The following is a 17,378-nucleotide window of genomic DNA, read 5'->3' on the forward strand; positions in this document are numbered from 1 at the left end:
AAACACTTTTTTATTGTATCAATTAAAATAAAATCATAGAGGAGTAAAATTTTTATCACTAACATGAAGATGTATTTTTTACTTTTTAATAAGGAAGCATAAAAGATAAGGGAGGTAGTTTAGTGGAATTAGAGATTAAAAACGTAAGTAAGAAATTTAAAGATAAATTAGCGGTTGATAATGCATCAGCTACGTTATGTCCAGGTGTTTGGGGACTCTTAGGTGCAAATGGTGCTGGGAAAACAACTTTAATAAAAATGATCACTGGAATTAGTACACCGAGTCAAGGCGAAATTTTATATAATGGGGAAAGAATCAACAAATTAGGAGAAGAATATAGGAATTTGTTAGGGTTTTTACCTCAAGAATTTATTTGTGCTCCAGAGTTTACTGTAAATTCATTTTTACAATATGTAGCTGCTTTAAAAGGTATAGACAAGAGCAAAACAGAAGAAATGATTGATAAACTCCTAGAAGTATTAAACTTATCTGATGTCAAGTACAAAAAAGTAGTAAAGCTTTCAGGAGGAATGAGAAGGAGAGTAGGAATATGTCAAGCTATTTTAAATGATCCTAAAATATTAATTTTAGATGAACCAACAGCAGGACTTGATCCTGGTGAGAGAATAAAATTAAGAAATTTTATCACGGAAATATCAAAAAATAAAATAGTTTTGCTTTCGACTCATATAGTCTCTGATATTGAATATATATCAACATCAAATTTAATTATGAAAGATGGTAAATTTGTATATTCTGGAACAACTGATGAACTGATATCTAAAATTAAGAATAAGGTATACGAAGCATCTATATCAAATAGAGAATATGCAGAAAAAGAAACACAATTGAATGTTGTTAATGTAAAACAACAAGATGATGGAAACGTACTCATTAGATACATATCAGATAAAGATGATGTTTTAAATAATTCTAAATTAACAAAAGCTCATCTAGAAGACTTCTATTTATGGGTCTTTCCAGAAGATAGAAGTTTTAAGGTGAATTAAAATGAAAATTTACTTAAATGAGATAAAGAGGATTTTATCAATAAGATCAAATCAAATTATAATATTGTTATCGCTATTTTTAGCTATATTATTTTCTATAGTTCCTATTAATTTTACTAGAATTTCCTATAAGGAAGGAGATGAAGTGAAAAATCTAAAAGGAAAACAGGCAATAGAATATATTAAAAAAGCTAAAGAGCCATATTCAGGTAATATGACAGAAGATTTAATATATAATAGCACAAAAAAATATAGAGAAGTATTAAAACAAAACAATGTTACTGATAGGTCAGAATTAAAACCTGAAATTAATACAAAAGAACTTATGCCTATGGAACATATAAGCAAGAAAGTAAATGAAGTATTTACAGATATTCAAAGTAATAACCTTTCTCCAGTTTTAAGCATGGATATCAATGATAATAAAAACTTTTATAACAAAGTATTTGATTATCTAAATATGGTAATTAAAAGTGAATATCCTAATAAAGCTCAGAATCAAATTATGAAAAAATCTGAAAAAGCATTGGACAAAATAAAAACTCCTTATGAATATTATGGATATTATAATACAAACGCAAATGATTATAGGGGATTCTACAATACGATAATAATAATTTTAATGGTTGTAGTAGCAGCTCCAATATTCTCGTCAGATAGTGAGAATGATTTAGATTATATATTTAAAACAACTAAATATGGCAGAAGAAAGTTTGCCATCTATAAAATCCTAGCAATACTTACGATTTCGGTATTAACTTTGCTCTTAGGAAACTTCATACAAGGCTCTATATTAGACTATGCTTTTGGAACAGAGTATAAAAAGACTTCTGTTCAGATGATGTTTAGTGCTTTAAGTTTGCATAATTGGAACTTTGGACAGTTTAATAAATATATGCTTATTTGTAATAGTATCATATTGATTTCAACCATTCTTGCTACACTAATTATTTCTGTACTAAGTAAAAGGAAAGCAGAGTCAATAACGAAGTCAATAATATTATCAATGTTTCCAACGATTATTTCTCCTATAGCTATGATTAGTGCTATAAACTATGTTTTCCCATCTTCAGGAATAGGACTACTCAATTCATTACAAAACCAAATAGCTGATTTTAATTTTGTAAATGTTTTTGGAAATTGGATGAGTTCATCAAGTCTTATAATGATATCAGCTGTAATATATATTATTATTTTACCAAGTTTAGTAGTAATGATGTATTCAAAAATTGGAGGTAATTATGGACTTAATAACCCTAGAAAAAGAAAAGTTAGAAAATAAGTACAAAGAGTTATGTAAGGAAGAATATCCAGGGAGATTAGGCAAAACATTTAAAACAAAATATAATTTTTACTATTATGATAGTGGTACTGGTAAAGTAGCACAAATAAATAAAAATGTGTATAAAGTCTTAACTAAATTTTTAGAGAGCGAAAATTTCTTGGATTTTATAAAACTTGATATGTCTGAACAAGAATTTTGTGAGGCTATAAGTGAAATAAAAGATGCGATTAATAAAGAAAGTATACTCTCAGCAACTAAATTTAATTGTTTGACTGGAAAAACTTATGAACAAATTGATGAGATAATAGATAATAAGATACAAAATGTTACCTTAGAGGTTACAGAGAAATGTAATTTAAGATGTAAATATTGCATCTATAATGAATCTCATCCTGAATACAGAGCTTTTGGTCATAAGAATATGGACTGGGAAGTAGCAAAAAAAGCTGTTGATTTTTTAAAAGCTCATTCACAAAATTCTGATGAACGTCATATTGGATTTTATGGTGGAGAACCATTAATAAACTATGATCTTATAAAGAAAACAACAGATTATGCGAATAAGTTATTTGATAAAATGACTTATTCTATGACAACAAATGCTACTTTAATGAATGAAGAAATTGCTGATTATATTATGAAGAATAAATTCAATATTATAGTAAGTTTAGATGGATATAAAGAGCTTCATAACAAAAATAGATTGTTTGTTTCTGGGGAAGGAAGCTTTGAAAATACTATTAGGGGATTAAAAATTCTATTAAAATCAGCGGAAAAATATAATAATAAAGAAAGTATTATCTTAAATATGGTAATCGAAGGACCTGATTATGAAGATCAGTATGATAAAATACAATTTTATTTAAATGAATGCGATTGGTTGCCTAAAAATATAAATATATTAACATCTTCTATAGATTATGGACCACATGAAAGTATATATACAAGACCACAATCTTATGAAGAAAGAATGGTTCTAAAAGATTATTACGATCCAATCTTATCGTGGGATAAAAAAAATAAAATAAGGAACAAGGATAATACAAATGTCCTATTTACAGATGCTGATGTAGACAAAGCTATGATGATTATACACAAAAGATTATTATCTGAAAAACCTGTTAAAAAATATGGGATGAATGGTTGTTGTGTCCCTGGAGAAAGACGAATATATGTAACAGTTGACGGAAACTTCAAAATTTGTGAAAAGGTAGGGGATATTCCAGAGATAGGAAATGTAGACAAAGGATTTGATAAAAAAAGAATTAAAGAATTATATTTTGATGATTTTATTAAAGAAGCTAACAAATATTGCAAAGACTGCTGGGCAATTAATTTATGCACTCTATGCTATGTAAATTGTTATGATAAAAATGGGATGCACTTTGATTATAGACACAATTCTTGTAGAAGTGAAAGAAATTATTTGTTAGGTAGCTTGATAAAATATCATGAGATATTGGAAGAAAATCCAGATGTACTTGAGGAATTTAACGAAATTGAGTTTCAATAAAAATGATATGAATTAGATAAGTATATATGTACATATATATTTAAATAAGTGAGAAGGAGGTGAGATTATGAAATTTATAAATCCTTTAGGAAGACATCCAGGTAGTGGAGCTCAACCACAAGCATGCATGTGTTCAACAGGCTTTGCTGGTTATCGCGGAAACAATGATAGTTGTATTCATTGTGGCTGCGGTTGTGATAGTAAAGGACAATATAGGACTGGTAACAGATTTCGTTCTGTGACAACTCCTAGAGCATCATATTAAATTATGAATCATAGAGGCTCACACTATATAGAAATTTTAGTCTATATTTTGTGGGCTTCTATATTAATTATAAATAATAAGACTAGTTTGCTTTGTCATAGCTGTAGGGGAGGTATAGATTATGAACATATATTTACAGGAACTAAAAAGATTTTTATCTAAAAAATCAGTAAGAGTTTTTTTGGTCGTGGGTTTATTTTTTACTTTTTTGATATCATTTATTACTTATAGAAGTGTACAATATGATGATATAAGTTCTGGTGATACAATTACCTATTTTGGAAAAGAGGCTATAGATCATTTTAATGAGGATGATAAAGCCTCTGAAGGTTATTTGACAGAAGAAAAAATGACAAAAATAGTAAAATTTTATAATAAAACATTAGATAATGAAAATGTAGACAGTAGAGAAAACTTATCAGAGGATGCTAAAAAAAATATATCGAAATTTGATCCTATATTAAGAGTAATAACATACCCATATACAATTACAACATCTGGAAGTTTACTTGATGTAAACGAACTTGATACAGAAAAAGATTTAAATTTTTATCAAAGTTGTTATGATGCATTGGAAAGGGACATAAAACAGAAATATGACAATGACAAGATAACAGAATTTGCTCTAGAAAAATATAAAGAGGTAAATAAACCATTTTATTATGGAGGATATTTTAGTGAAGATATACTATTTTTCGTAAATATTTTTATAACGGTATTATCACTAATTTGTATATTGATTTCATCACAATGCATTGTTGAAGATAAAGAAAATTACCTAGATTCAATTTTTAGAACAACTAGAAATGGAAGAAATAAATATATTTGCAGCAAGATACTTGCCTTAGCAAGTATTATATCGTTATATTTGATTATAAATATATCAATTTATTATGGAACTATTAAATATCTTTATACTAATGGTTTAGATTCATCTTTTCAAATGTTACTATTTAATCAACTGTCAATATCTAATTTAACTATAGGTAAAGTTATATTAAGTGTATTTTTGTTAAGTATATTATTTACTATTGCAAGTTCAATGATGTCAATATTTGTCGCTATAAATTCAAAAGTTTCTATGATTTCATCAGCCATATCGAGTGCTTTATTTTTTATTCCATCATTATTGTATGGAAAAACTTTGTTTAAATCAATATTTTATTTTTTGCCGTCTATGGGATTAGGTACTGCAGAAAATAGCTTAATTGAACAGTATCAAAAATTTGAATTTGTTAAGTTGCCAGGTAAAATTTTATGGATTCCAAAGTTTCTAGTAATAATGGCTTTAATTAATATTGCTCTGTATTTATTGCTAAGTATAAAATCATATAACAAAATAGAGCAATAAATATTTTAATGGGAAGTAGAGGATAAATATATGGGTAAGGATAAAATAAATCATCTTGAATGTATAAAAATAGCATTCAAGATGATTTATGAAACAGATAAAAAGTCTTTTGCGATCATTATTATATTGTCAATTGCAAGTGGTATTTTTCCTTTTTTAGTACTTAGATTAGGACAGACAATAGTTAATATAATTCAAGTTCATTCTATTAAATTTGATATCATTATAAGGCTTATATATATATATTTATCTTTACAATTTATATCTATAATAGTAGATAATATTAAAAATTACTATTTACAAAGATTGAGTAATGAAGTTATTTATTCTTCCATGAGCAAAGTAATGGGAAAATGTGCTGATTTACCTTTAAAAAAGCTTGAAGATAATAAAACTTATGATATTTTGAATAGAATAGAGCAGGATGCTACATTAAAGCCATATGAAATATTAATGGCGGTTATAGGTTTATTTTCTAGTTTGACACAGACTATTATAGCCATATATGTATTAATTAAATGGAATTATTATCTGGTTCTTCTTTTGTTTGTAGTTACCATTGTATCAGTATTTGGAGAAATAAGAATAGGTAAATTAGAGTTTAATATTAGAAATAGAAGGAGTAATTTAGAGAGGAAAAGTTGGTATTATTCTTTTTTATTAACCCATGATATTGCTTTTAAGGAGATCAAAACTTTTAGGTTGAAAAATTATTTTCTTAATAAGTATACAGAAATAACAGATACTATTATTAATCAAAATAATAGCATTGAAAAATTGAAAGCTATATTAATAATTGTTATAAATTTTATTCAAATTCTTATTAATATATATATATTTAAAGAACTTGCATTTAAAACGTATAATGGAGACTTTTTAATTGGAACAGCTATGATGTATATAAACACAATTGCTATATTTCAAGGTTCTCTTAATGAAACAGGAACTAGTGTATACAATATTATTAATTCAAATTTATATATAAATTTACTTAAAGAGTTTCTTGAATTTAAAACTGACGATTTAAAAGAAGAGACAAAAACTATACTAAGATCAATAAAAGACATTAATGTAATATCGTTATCTAATATAAACTTTTCTTATGATGATAATAGTTTAGCTCTGCAAGACATTTCTTTAAAGATAAAAAAAGGAGAATCCATTGCAATAATTGGGGAAAATGGTTCAGGAAAAAGTACACTTCTAAAAATTTTAGCTGGATTGTATAGTCCAGATTCAGGTGTGTTTTTAATTAATGGGATGAAATTTGATGATATTGAAATAGAATCTTATAGAACACAGATTAGTTCATTATTTCAAGATTATTTGAAATATGAGGGGACAATAAAAGAGAATATTATATTAGGGCAAATTGATAGAAATGAAGACGACTTTTCGATTCTAACAGCATTAAATAGTGCTGATGCAAAATTTTTAAAAAATGATGGTAAATATAATATTAATAAAGTAGTAGGTAATTGGTTTGAAAATGGGCAGGAACTTTCAGGCGGACAATGGCAAAAAATTGCAATAGCACGAACTATGTATAGAAAATCAAGTCTATTGTTATTTGATGAGCCAAGCTCGTCATTAGACATAATTTCTGAAAAAATCATATTTGATAATATTTTAAATAATTTGAATGATAAGATTATTATATATATCACCCATAGGATAAGATGTGCGATGAATTCTGATAGAATTATTGTGATGGATAATGGAAAAATAGTAGGTGATGGGAGTCACGATGATTTAATTGAAAACTGTAATAGATATAAGTTAATGTATAATAAGGAATTTAAGTGACTTTAATAGATTGAAGGGGAATTAATTATGAAATTGAAAAATCAATATATTTCAGTTGGGATGAAAGTGCTAACTGTATACTATATAATTTGGTTAATCTTTATTGTAGTATTTAAAATGACATTTTCAATCAATAATTTATTGATTGAGCGACAAATAAATTTACTACCATTTTATTATGACAATACAGTTAATATTAAAGTTATTTTTGATGAGATGGTATCAAATATACTCATTTTTTTACCTTTGGGAATTATGATTAGATCAATTTTATTTCGTAAAAACAATTTAAAAAGTATTCTTTTTGTATTTTTCTTTAGTTTAGCTATAGAGTTTTTACAGTACGCATTGTCAATTGGAATATTTGATATAACTGATATAATTAATAATACATTAGGCGGTGTATTGGGCGTGGGAATATATAATTTAGCTTTAAAAAAATTTAAATCTAAGTTTAAAGTAGATAAATTTATTTTTTGGATAGCTTTTATTAGTGCTATTTTTATAAGTTTAGTATTAATTGTTTTTTTAAAATATAATGGTATTTAAAAAATTTAGTCAAGTCCATAATATTGTACTAGTTTAATTTACATAATATTATGGACTTGACTCTTAAATTCTTATACTTAACAATAAATATTATAATACCCTTTAATGCAATTACACAGAGTTATCGTTTACTCTTTTATAGCTTTTTATCTCTCCACTTCCTTCCCATAATAATTTTCATAGTTTTTCCTATACTGAACAAGGTCATAAAATTGTTCTTTATTCAAAGAATACTCTTGCATAAGGGTGTTCTTTTTTTCTTGCAATTTATCGAGCTTTGATAGTATTTCTTTTGTATTTGGTAGTTTTTTATAGCTTTCTAAGATTTCTTTAGCGGCTATTTTATAGACGGAAAGTTCACTATAATATTCTTCTGCAAATTGCTTATCCTCAGGATTTTTCTTGTGGTATTTGTAGATTTCACGATACTTATTTATAGTATTTATATTTTCCATATCTTGAGATAAACTCTTCATCTCAGTTTCAAATTTCTTTATTTTATCTAACAAGTCTTGTCTATCATCAGCAGATTTTTTGATTAGATCATCTAGTTGAGTGATTGAATTAATTCCTTGTTCTCTAAGTTTAATTATTGAATCAGCCATTTGTTTTTATACTGTATATTTTTATAAGTTTACTAACCTTTGATGCTTTAGCTGTAATACTAATAATAAAAAATAATAAGCTAAGAAAGATACTAGCAAATAAGTAGAGAGATAAATATTTATAGTCTTTGCAATGTCAATATTTTTGTATATTTGCAGTATTTACTCATGTAATTAAATTAAGAATGAAATAAAATATGGTTGTAAGGAGGTGAGAATATGAAACCTGAAATCGTAGCAATGGGTAATGGTTGCAAACTATGTGCGGGATGTACAGGATGTATGTTCTGTGGTCCTAGTCCAGCAGCTGGTGTAGGTGTAGCTGGTTTTGTAGGATTCTTCTAAGAAGAAGGGGGAAATTCTTGGATAACAAGAATGAGAGTAAAAAGTTATGTTTACTAGTCTCATATATAAATATGACAAATAAAAAACCCTATAATTAATTTTTTATAGTTTTTTAGTCGATTTGTTTTGAGACTAGTAATAACTTTTGATAAGTTTACAGCTAAAAAAGTTTTGTCTGTAGGCTGTAGTATTAAGTCGGGGGATATGAAAAGGTGTATTTAAAGGCTAAAAATATAAAAGCAATTGAAAAACAAAAAAATGCCAATATTTTGGTTGTTGAAAATAGATATGAGAAAATGGGTGAATCTCTTTATAGAATAAATAATGATGCAACAAACATAATACTTTGGTTAGATGGAAATCATACATTTGATGAAATTGCTAAAAAGATGTGTGATAATAATACGAGCTTAATTGAAGAAGCTAAAATTAATTTAAATGAATTTTTAAATTCTTTAATTCTCAATTATGGCATTGTTATTGATAGATTAGAAAATCCGAGATATGATGAAATAAGGGTTTTAGGAAATGGTAAAACACAGTACCCATCAGCAATATCTATTGAAATAACACATACTTGTAATGTAAAGTGCTTACATTGTTATGGTGAATATTCATGCTATAATAAATTTAAAGACAATACTGAATCGATATTTAAAGTACTAGAAGATGCAAGAAGATCTGGTACTAGAGTAGTAGAATTTACGGGTGGAGAAGTTACCTGTCATCCAAGATTTCTTGATATTTTAGACAAGGCATATTCTTTAAATTATCATTTAGTAAGTATTTTATCAAATGGAACAAACTGGAATGAAGACTTGTTTAATGAAATATATAAAAATAGGGACAAGACGGTAGTACAAATAGATCTACATGGAGACAATGACGATTATATTAATTGGTTTATGGGTTCTAAGATAAAAAATATTTCGAATATCATAAAAAGTAATATAGTTAGAATTCACAAAATGGGAATATATATGAGGATTGTAACTATGATAACGCCAAAGAATATAAATCAATTAGAAAATATTGCTGATTGGATTCATGAAAATGGCATAGAGACTTATGGTTTATCTTCAATTATACCAATGGGAAGAGCTACTTTAGGAGATAATAATAATTTATTATTAAAAACTAAAGAAGATTCTGAAAAATTGAATGAAGTTATTTCAAAAATAAATAATAAGTATGGATATGGTTTTCTATATCAAGTAAAGGACGGAGATCCAAACGTTAAAAATTGTGGAGCATTTACAAGAAATCCATCTATTACTCCAGAGGGAGATATTAAATTTTGTGCTATGGATGATCAATCACTTATAAAAAGCTTTGGCAATGTATTTAATACTGATATCGGTAAGCTATATACAGAAAATTATAAAATATTAGATTTGATAAGAAATATAGAAGCACCTAGCTATGTAAATTCTGAGTGTGAAAATTGTGAGAAGAAATTTTTTTGTAGTGAATGCATTATAAGGGGACTCATTGGAGCAAAAGAAATAGGAGTAGAAAATTGTGCTTGGTTTAATAATAAGTTAAATGATGAGTTTAGGAGGCTTTTAATATGAATGTAATCGAAGTAAAAAACATGAGTAAAAATTTTAAAAACAAGAAGCTTTTTAATAATTTTTCTCTAGAAATTGAAGCTAATACAGTCCATGCCCTTGTTGGTCCTAATGGATCTGGCAAGACTTCTCTGCTTAGGATACTTACTGGTCTCTATGAAGAAGATGGTGGCGAAGTTAAGATTAAGGGAAGTCATGCAATGTTACTTGAAAATGACTATTTGTATGAAGATAAGTCAGGACTTGAAAATATAAAATTATACGGTTTGTATTTTGGATATGGTCTAGATAATTATCAAAAATATTCTGACTTGCTAGAAATTACAAATGATCTTGGTAGAAATGTTTCGACATATTCTAAGGGTATGAAGAGAAAATTATCTTTATTAATTATTATAATGATGAATAGAGAGATAATATTTTTAGATGAGGTAACTAGTGGAGTAGACCCAATCTCAAGGGTCGAGATAAGAAAGCTTATTAAGCTTCTAAAAGATGAGGGTAAAACAATAGTAATTACCAGCCATGATCTTTCTGAAATTGAAAAGATTGCTGATAAGGTTTCTATGATAAAATCAGGAGAGTTACTTTTTACAAAGAATATTGGAGAAATTAAGGGAGAGAGCTTAGAAGATTTATTTATAGAGGAAGGTACAAAATGAAAAATAAGATGAATATTAATAGAGCCTGTAGGTACTATTTAAGTAAAGACAAGGATTTTATTTTAAATTTATTATTATTTACTTTGATTTCTCTTGGCTTTATTTTTTTACTATATAAAGGGATGTTTGATTCTAGAGGGAATGATTATATTATATTAATGCTATATGTACTAATGCTTGGAATTTCATTAATTATGTCTAATTCTATGGTTGTAAATCTTACAGTCAAGGATAAACTAAATAAACGTATTGAATTTATTCTAGCATCAGGAATTAATATAAAAGATGTGATTAAAGCCTATGCAATAGAAATGTGGAGACTATCTTCTATAGTTCCATTTTTATTATTTTTCCTAACTTATGTCCTAGTAGACTTTAAAATCGAATTTAAGTGGATTGTAGGCATATTTGTTACAATGATAGGAATGACATATTTTGAAATCCTATTTTTTAACCTTATAAGCTTATCCCAAAAAAACTTCAAGTTTTTTAAAAATATAGTTTTCTTTGGAACAACAATTTTAATTTACATGATAGGCACTTTTTCAGAGAAGATTCTATCATTAATAGAAAGATATAATCTAAATCTTATTTATATCATATTAGGCATAAATATTGGCTTAGGATTAATCTTTGCAGTTTTTTCTATGAAAGATTTGTCTAAGATAAACAATGAATCTATAATTAATAAAGAAGGGTCATGGTCATGAAGTTAGTCATTAACGATTTAAAAAAGCTTTTAGATAAAAATGCCTTATTAATGTCTCTTATGGCACTAATCTGCTCCTTTATGGCTCTATTTTTTGCTGATGGAGGAAGCCAAGAGATAAATAAGGTCATCGATACAATTAAAATTGATGGAATTTTAATACTTTTTGTAATGTTTGGAGTAGAACTCGCTAAAAATACCTTGGTATTAGATAAGATTAGCAAAAAGCTTGAATTTTTACTTGCAAATGGACTTTCTATAAAAAAAATTCTAGCCAAATATTTGTTTAGTATTTATTTAGGGGCTTTGATAATAGTCCTTCCAAGCCTTGTATTAAACCTAGTTAAACTTGATCTAAGCTTAACCATTGGTATAAATTTAATTATATCAAGTTTTCTTTACACTCTAATAATAGTTTTTGTAATTCTTAATACTAGAAACATGAATAAAATAAATTCTCTCCAAATTCGGTTGATAGGACTATCTTTAGCTATTATGATAACATCTGCCATTGTATATAATTTTACAAACTCCTTTACATTTTATTTTCTTACTAAGTTTATTATCTTAGCTTCAATTATTATATTTTTGGGTATTAATATTAATAAAGAAAGGATTGTAATTAGTTACTATTAGATATGTATAAGAAATTAGAAAAAATTGTAATCAGCCATTTAATGATAATTTTATTTTGGGGTCTTCTTTTTAAAAACAATTTGTTAGTAAAAGAGGGCCCAATTTTAAATGCAGTTTCACTTATATTATTTTTCACCTTGTATGGACTTATATACACAGAAATTTCGAATAAAAAAATACCGGAATTTGTTTCCATTTTGGTAGTTTTTACATCATTATTACCATTAAGCCTAATTTTAGTAAATAATTTAAATTATAAGATCTCGCTTGTTGTTACAAGTTTTGCTTCCACAGCTCTATACATTAAGAAGTTTATAGTTTTAGAGTCTGTAAGATATATTAATATATTACCTATATCAAGAAGAACTACTCAAAGATTTACTCTTGGCTTTGTATTTTTTATTTTAGCAGTTATTTACTTATTTGATATAGGACAAGCAATGATAAATGTTTTTATACAGATAAGTTTTTTGATTATAGAATTTTTCTTTATCTTATTTTTAAAGGAAAAAGAACTAGCTTTTGAGAAAACCTTCAAACTTTATTACCTATCAGGCTATATGGCGAGCGAAAGAGATGAATTTGCAAGAATTATTCATGACGATATTTTGCAAGATATATATGCAAGTAAAAATTACTTATCTTCAAAAAATCCTGATATAGAATATTCTAAAAATATCCTAAGAGAACTTGAGGAAAAAGCACGAAATATAATGAAATTCTACCAATCTTCTTTATTTGAAAAAGCAAATTTGGAAACATCTCTATTAGCTATATTTGATAATGTTGCTTCACTATATCCAGATAAAAATATTGAAATGACTAAATATATCGATAGTGATATGACAGAGGATAAAAGATTAATTAGGTTGATTTCAATAATATCAAAAGAACTTATAAATAATGTATATAAGCATTCAGATGCGAAATATTTATATTATAAACTTTATAAAAAAGGAAATTTTGTATATATAGATATGGAAAGTGATGGTGCAAGATCAGATGATTTTAATAAAATTAAGGAATCTAAAAGAGGGGTCTTGTTGCTTAAACTTTTGATAGATTCAAATTCAGGAAATATTTCTTATGGATTAAACAATGGAATACTTACAACAAGAGTTAGCTTGGAGGTGGGAAAAGATGAAAATTATTTTGCTTGATGACCATAAATTATTTGGGGAATCTCTTAAGATGCTTTTAGAAGAGCAAGAAGAAATTTCATGTGCCTATGTATCAAAAGCCCAAGAGTTTTTAAAAATGATAGAAGAAGAAAACTATGATATTTTTTTAATCGACATAAATTTAAAAGATGATAAGACTGGTCTTGATTTAATTAAAGATTTGGTGGATTATAACCCAAAACAAAAGATAATAGTCTTAACCTCCTATGATTTAGATAATTATAAGGATATGGCTTTTAAGTTAGGAGTAAAGGATTTTATAAATAAGTCTGTTGAAATTGAAGAACTTTTAGAAAAAATAATAAATGTATATAAAGGAAAATTCAAGAAAATAGACAAGCACATCGCAGATCCCTTAACTAAAAGGGAGATAGAAGTATTAAAAGAGCTAATAAAGGGTGAGAGTAAAAAGAATATTGCGGGTAGACTTTATATTAGCGAGAGAACCCTTTATAATCATATAGCAAATATATACGATAAATTACAATCTAAAAATATTGTTGAAGCTTACAATAAAGCTATGGAGCTTGGCTATATCGATCCAGTCATGTAAAATTTATTGATTAAAAATATTTGGAGATTAGGATATTCTATCTCCAATTTTTTTGTAAATTTTGCAGTATTTACTCATGTAAAATAAAAATCAAGAGTATAGAATAAAAATATAAAGGAGGTTATATTTTATGCTTTATGAAAACCCTCATAGATATAAAAACGGAGATTAAACATCTTGCCAACTTATTATAATCGTAGAAATAAAAAGAAAGTGAGGGATGTTTATGTTGAAAAAATTATTAGCTACTTTTTGATCTTGCGCGTTAATATTGACTATGTTTCCTATAAATTCTTTTGCTATGGTAAATCAGTGTGAATCAAATCCAGTGAAAAAATATTAGAATTTGGGAGTTATTGAATCTGAAGAATTAAAGAGTGAAGCAACAGAAAAATTTGAAGAATTATTTAGTAAAGAGAATATTGATTATCCTAAAGAAGATTTTAATTTTAAAAATTTAAAAATTGCTGAAATGAATGGAGAGTTTTTTGCAACAGTTTCAAAAAAAGACAGTATCTTAAGTACTGTCACAATGTCATTAGACCAAAATAAGAAAATGTATGTAGAAAACTATTTATATTAGAAGAATGGAAATTTCTGGATAAAAACAAAATATAATGGAGAGAACTTAGGTGATGAAGATTCGGAAATCAAGTATATAAGCAATAAAGAACTAGTTAAAGGAATAGAAGAAATTAGAGAAAACAATAGAAAATGTATCGAATTATGAAATATAAAAAGGAATCCATATTAGATAAATTAATAGTTTAAAGAATACAGGTAAGAAAAAATAACAGAATATTAAAAATTGTAGGAAAGACAAATATTGGCGATTTTAAGATTATCTTTGTATTTTGTTGTATTTAAGAACATTATATAATGACGGTTGGTCTTGATACACAAAAGTTAGCTGCAATTGAATTAAAACAGGATTATAATAGCATCTATAAAGTATCTTTTATATATTACGAAGACTTACAAAGATGGTAAGAGTATATTTTTGCAAGAAATTTGTATATAATAATATTGATATACATAATTAAATGAACTTATTTATTATAAGCATTTAATTATCATTGTTTCGGTTTATTAATTGATAAAGGGAGGAATATGAAAAAGTTAGATTTAAATTTGATTACACATTTAATATTACAAGTCATTTTATTTATACCGATAATTCCTTTTTTTAAGTATCATCAACAAATAGATATCGGAATTTTTATAATTATTTTACTAGGTATTGTAAACTTTATATCTTATATTATAACAGTGCTAAACTATAAAAATAGTTTTATTTTAAAACATAGCATTTTAATTATTGCATTTATTATTTTTATATGTATGGAAGATTCAATATTAATTAAGTTGCAAATAGGCAAACATATAGAATTATTAATTTACAGTTTGCTGTTACTTGAAAACTTAGACTTAATATTTTCGATAAAAAAAATTACTTATATAAGAATTTTAACAATAATTACTACTGTTATATCAGCGTTAACAGTAAATTATAATTATTATTTTTCTAATTTATTATATAATTATATAGTAATCATGTTATTTATGAGTCCTTGCATAACGTGTTTATTAGATAAAAATATACAAAAATATCATATTAATGAGATCATTTTTTTACAAGTTTGCTTCGTTTCTTCTTTTTTAATTTTTATAAAGTTTAATAGTATAGAAGGTGTATCAGTTAGCGAATATTTGCTTTTGTCATTAATATCAATGGAATTGGTATTGCTATATCGAATTATTAGCACAGATATTAAAAAAAGAATATTGTTATTTAGTAATGCAATGAAAAAAATGTTTTTTAGCTATTTTTTATTATTTGTTATGTTACTTTTAATTGGAATACCTATAGAGTTAGCAATTTTATTATATTTGTATTATTTTATATTCATATCAGAATTACTATGTTATAGAAAATATAAAAAATATCAGCGAATTACTTTCGATGAAATAATAGATAAATATTATTATGATGAAAATAGGAATATGGAGCTTGAGAGACTTAATATTTTAAGAATTCAAACTTTTCTACATGATGACATACTTCAAATCATAATTGCTATTCGTAGGTGGATTGAAGATAATTTGTCAGGTTCGGGTAAAAAATATATAATACAAAATCTTGACAAATTAAATGATCTAATTCGTCATGAAATTGATTCATTTAATCCAAAACTAAAAGATTATAAATCATTATATGATGCGTATAACAGGCTTATCAAAGATTTAGAGGACATGTATTTGAGTAGCGAAATTTTCATCGAATTTGAATGTGATAAAAGTATTGAATTACCAGCTCCTTATGATGAATTAATATATAAATGTATGAATGAATTACTAATAAATGCATTTAAGCATTCTAAGGGATACAACACGAATATCGTTTTAAAAGTTGAAAAGAGCATAGCTTATTTAACTATAACTAATGTTGGTGACTATATTGACGATGAAGATAAAATAAAAGATGGGAATATTGGATTGAATATATTACGATTTAACTTGAAAGATTATAATGGGAATTTTGAATATAACATATTCAAGAATAATGAAGAATTTGAGGAATCATATGTACAATTTAAAATAAATATTCCTTTAGACAGGAGTGTAATAAATGAGAATTTTGTTAATAGAAGATCATAAAATGGTAGCTACTTCTCTAAAAATGAGCTTGGAAAAAGAAAATTCGATTACTGTGGATATAATAAATAATGTTAGTGAACTTGATATAGATAGTATAATTTCAAGTTATGAATTATTACTTATAGATATTAATTTAACAGGTATTGAAGGAACAGTAAATGGTTTGGACTTAGCTGAAAAATTAATAGAAAAATATAGAGATATTAAAATTGTTATTTTAACAGCATATAAATTAGATTTTTATATAAAAAGGGCAAAGAAAATAGGGTGTAGAGGTTTTATTTCCAAAGAAGAAGAAACAAATAAACTAATCCAGAATATAAAAAATATTGTAGAAAAGGATAAGATAATATTTCCAGAAGAAAACCGTATGTTAGAGCCGTTGACAAAATGTGAATTAAAAATAGTGAGATTATATTCGGAAGGTATGTCTAGGAAAGAGTTAGCTAAAGAACTAAATACAAATGTAAGAAGTTTAGCAGTATCTTTATCAAGAATATATCAAAAGTTAGGTGTTAGAAATTACCAAGAAATGATAGATAAAGTGCGTGAATTAGGATATGTTGATTCATTTTAGAGACAAGCATTAGAATTTTGTAATTCTAGTGCTTTTTTTATTCACAAAAGTTAGCTGAAATAAAAATTTAAATGATATAAGCTGAATAAGAGAATATTTAAT

Annotated in this window: 17 protein-coding genes and 1 pseudogene; 17 read left to right on the top strand and 1 reads right to left on the bottom strand. The window is 25.9% G+C overall.

Going from position 1 to position 17,378, the window contains the following annotated elements; genetic code table 11:
- Positions 1–122: 122 nt before the first annotated feature.
- From APRE_RS09305 to APRE_RS09335, 7 genes are all read left to right on the top strand, one after another.
- The gene (locus APRE_RS09305; RefSeq protein ID WP_012797171.1) at positions 123–1,010 is read left to right on the top strand and encodes an ABC transporter ATP-binding protein; all 888 of its coding nucleotides are present in this window, start codon (positions 123–125) and stop codon (positions 1,008–1,010) included.
- Position 1,011: 1 nt separating this feature from the next.
- Positions 1,012–2,292, top strand: a complete 1,281-nt coding sequence (locus APRE_RS09310; RefSeq protein WP_012797172.1) for an ABC transporter permease — start codon at positions 1,012–1,014, stop codon at positions 2,290–2,292.
- Positions 2,252–3,808 carry a radical SAM protein gene (locus APRE_RS09315; protein WP_012797173.1) on the top strand — a complete coding sequence of 519 codons (1,557 nt, stop codon included), beginning with the start codon at positions 2,252–2,254 and terminating at the stop codon, positions 3,806–3,808. Before APRE_RS09310 ends, APRE_RS09315 begins: the two co-directional genes overlap by 41 nt.
- Before the next feature lie 67 nt (positions 3,809–3,875).
- A complete protein-coding gene (locus APRE_RS09320) occupies positions 3,876–4,073 on the top strand; it encodes an Apre_1838 family putative sactipeptide bacteriocin (protein ID WP_012797174.1) in 198 nt (65 codons plus the stop codon).
- A gap of 121 nt (positions 4,074–4,194) precedes the next feature.
- Entirely contained in the window at positions 4,195–5,424 is a 1,230-nt protein-coding gene (locus tag APRE_RS09325) for an ABC transporter permease (RefSeq protein ID WP_012797175.1), read from the top strand.
- A 30-nt stretch (positions 5,425–5,454) separates the two neighbouring features.
- Positions 5,455–7,230, top strand: a complete 1,776-nt coding sequence (locus APRE_RS09330; protein WP_012797176.1) for an ABC transporter ATP-binding protein — start codon at positions 5,455–5,457, stop codon at positions 7,228–7,230.
- Positions 7,231–7,257: 27 nt separating this feature from the next.
- Positions 7,258–7,779 carry a VanZ family protein gene (locus APRE_RS09335; protein WP_012797177.1) on the top strand — a complete coding sequence of 174 codons (522 nt, stop codon included), beginning with the start codon at positions 7,258–7,260 and terminating at the stop codon, positions 7,777–7,779.
- A gap of 146 nt (positions 7,780–7,925) precedes the next feature.
- Here the strand turns inward: APRE_RS09335 and APRE_RS09340 are convergent.
- Positions 7,926–8,390: pseudogene (locus APRE_RS09340) on the bottom strand (relaxase/mobilization nuclease domain-containing protein); the annotation flags it as partial.
- 213 nt (positions 8,391–8,603) lie between these two features.
- On the opposite strand from APRE_RS09340, the gene APRE_RS09990 reads away from it, so the two are divergent.
- From APRE_RS09990 to APRE_RS09385, 10 genes are all read left to right on the top strand, one after another.
- On the top strand, positions 8,604–8,729 hold the full coding sequence (locus tag APRE_RS09990) for a hypothetical protein (RefSeq protein ID WP_012797179.1): 126 nt from the start codon (positions 8,604–8,606) through the stop codon (positions 8,727–8,729).
- A 212-nt stretch (positions 8,730–8,941) separates the two neighbouring features.
- Positions 8,942–10,303: a radical SAM protein gene (locus APRE_RS09345; RefSeq protein ID WP_012797180.1), complete on the top strand. Its 1,362-nt coding sequence runs from the start codon at positions 8,942–8,944 to the stop codon at positions 10,301–10,303.
- Positions 10,300–10,962: an ABC transporter ATP-binding protein gene (locus tag APRE_RS09350; RefSeq protein WP_012797181.1), complete on the top strand. Its 663-nt coding sequence runs from the start codon at positions 10,300–10,302 to the stop codon at positions 10,960–10,962. The genes APRE_RS09345 and APRE_RS09350 overlap by 4 nt, the downstream gene beginning before the upstream one ends.
- Positions 10,963–11,120: 158 nt before the next feature.
- Positions 11,121–11,672, top strand: a complete 552-nt coding sequence (locus APRE_RS09355; protein ID WP_257005708.1) for a beta-carotene 15,15'-monooxygenase — start codon at positions 11,121–11,123, stop codon at positions 11,670–11,672.
- A complete protein-coding gene (locus APRE_RS09360) occupies positions 11,669–12,307 on the top strand; it encodes a hypothetical protein (RefSeq protein WP_012797183.1) in 639 nt (212 codons plus the stop codon). The genes APRE_RS09355 and APRE_RS09360 overlap by 4 nt, the downstream gene beginning before the upstream one ends.
- Positions 12,308–12,309: 2 nt before the next feature.
- Positions 12,310–13,467 carry a sensor histidine kinase gene (locus APRE_RS09365; protein WP_012797184.1) on the top strand — a complete coding sequence of 386 codons (1,158 nt, stop codon included), beginning with the start codon at positions 12,310–12,312 and terminating at the stop codon, positions 13,465–13,467.
- On the top strand, positions 13,448–14,041 hold the full coding sequence (locus APRE_RS09370) for a response regulator transcription factor (protein WP_012797185.1): 594 nt from the start codon (positions 13,448–13,450) through the stop codon (positions 14,039–14,041). The genes APRE_RS09365 and APRE_RS09370 overlap by 20 nt, the downstream gene beginning before the upstream one ends.
- Positions 14,042–14,387: 346 nt before the next feature.
- On the top strand, positions 14,388–14,624 hold the full coding sequence (locus APRE_RS09375) for a hypothetical protein (protein ID WP_012797186.1): 237 nt from the start codon (positions 14,388–14,390) through the stop codon (positions 14,622–14,624).
- A gap of 527 nt (positions 14,625–15,151) precedes the next feature.
- A complete protein-coding gene (locus tag APRE_RS09380) occupies positions 15,152–16,699 on the top strand; it encodes a sensor histidine kinase (protein ID WP_012797187.1) in 1,548 nt (515 codons plus the stop codon).
- Positions 16,671–17,276 carry a response regulator transcription factor gene (locus APRE_RS09385; RefSeq protein ID WP_012797188.1) on the top strand — a complete coding sequence of 202 codons (606 nt, stop codon included), beginning with the start codon at positions 16,671–16,673 and terminating at the stop codon, positions 17,274–17,276. Before APRE_RS09380 ends, APRE_RS09385 begins: the two co-directional genes overlap by 29 nt.
- The last annotated feature ends 102 nt before the right edge of the window (positions 17,277–17,378 follow it).

Origin of the sequence: Anaerococcus prevotii DSM 20548 (assembly GCF_000024105.1) — a bacterium.
Taxonomy (GTDB): domain Bacteria; phylum Bacillota; class Clostridia; order Tissierellales; family Peptoniphilaceae; genus Anaerococcus; species Anaerococcus prevotii.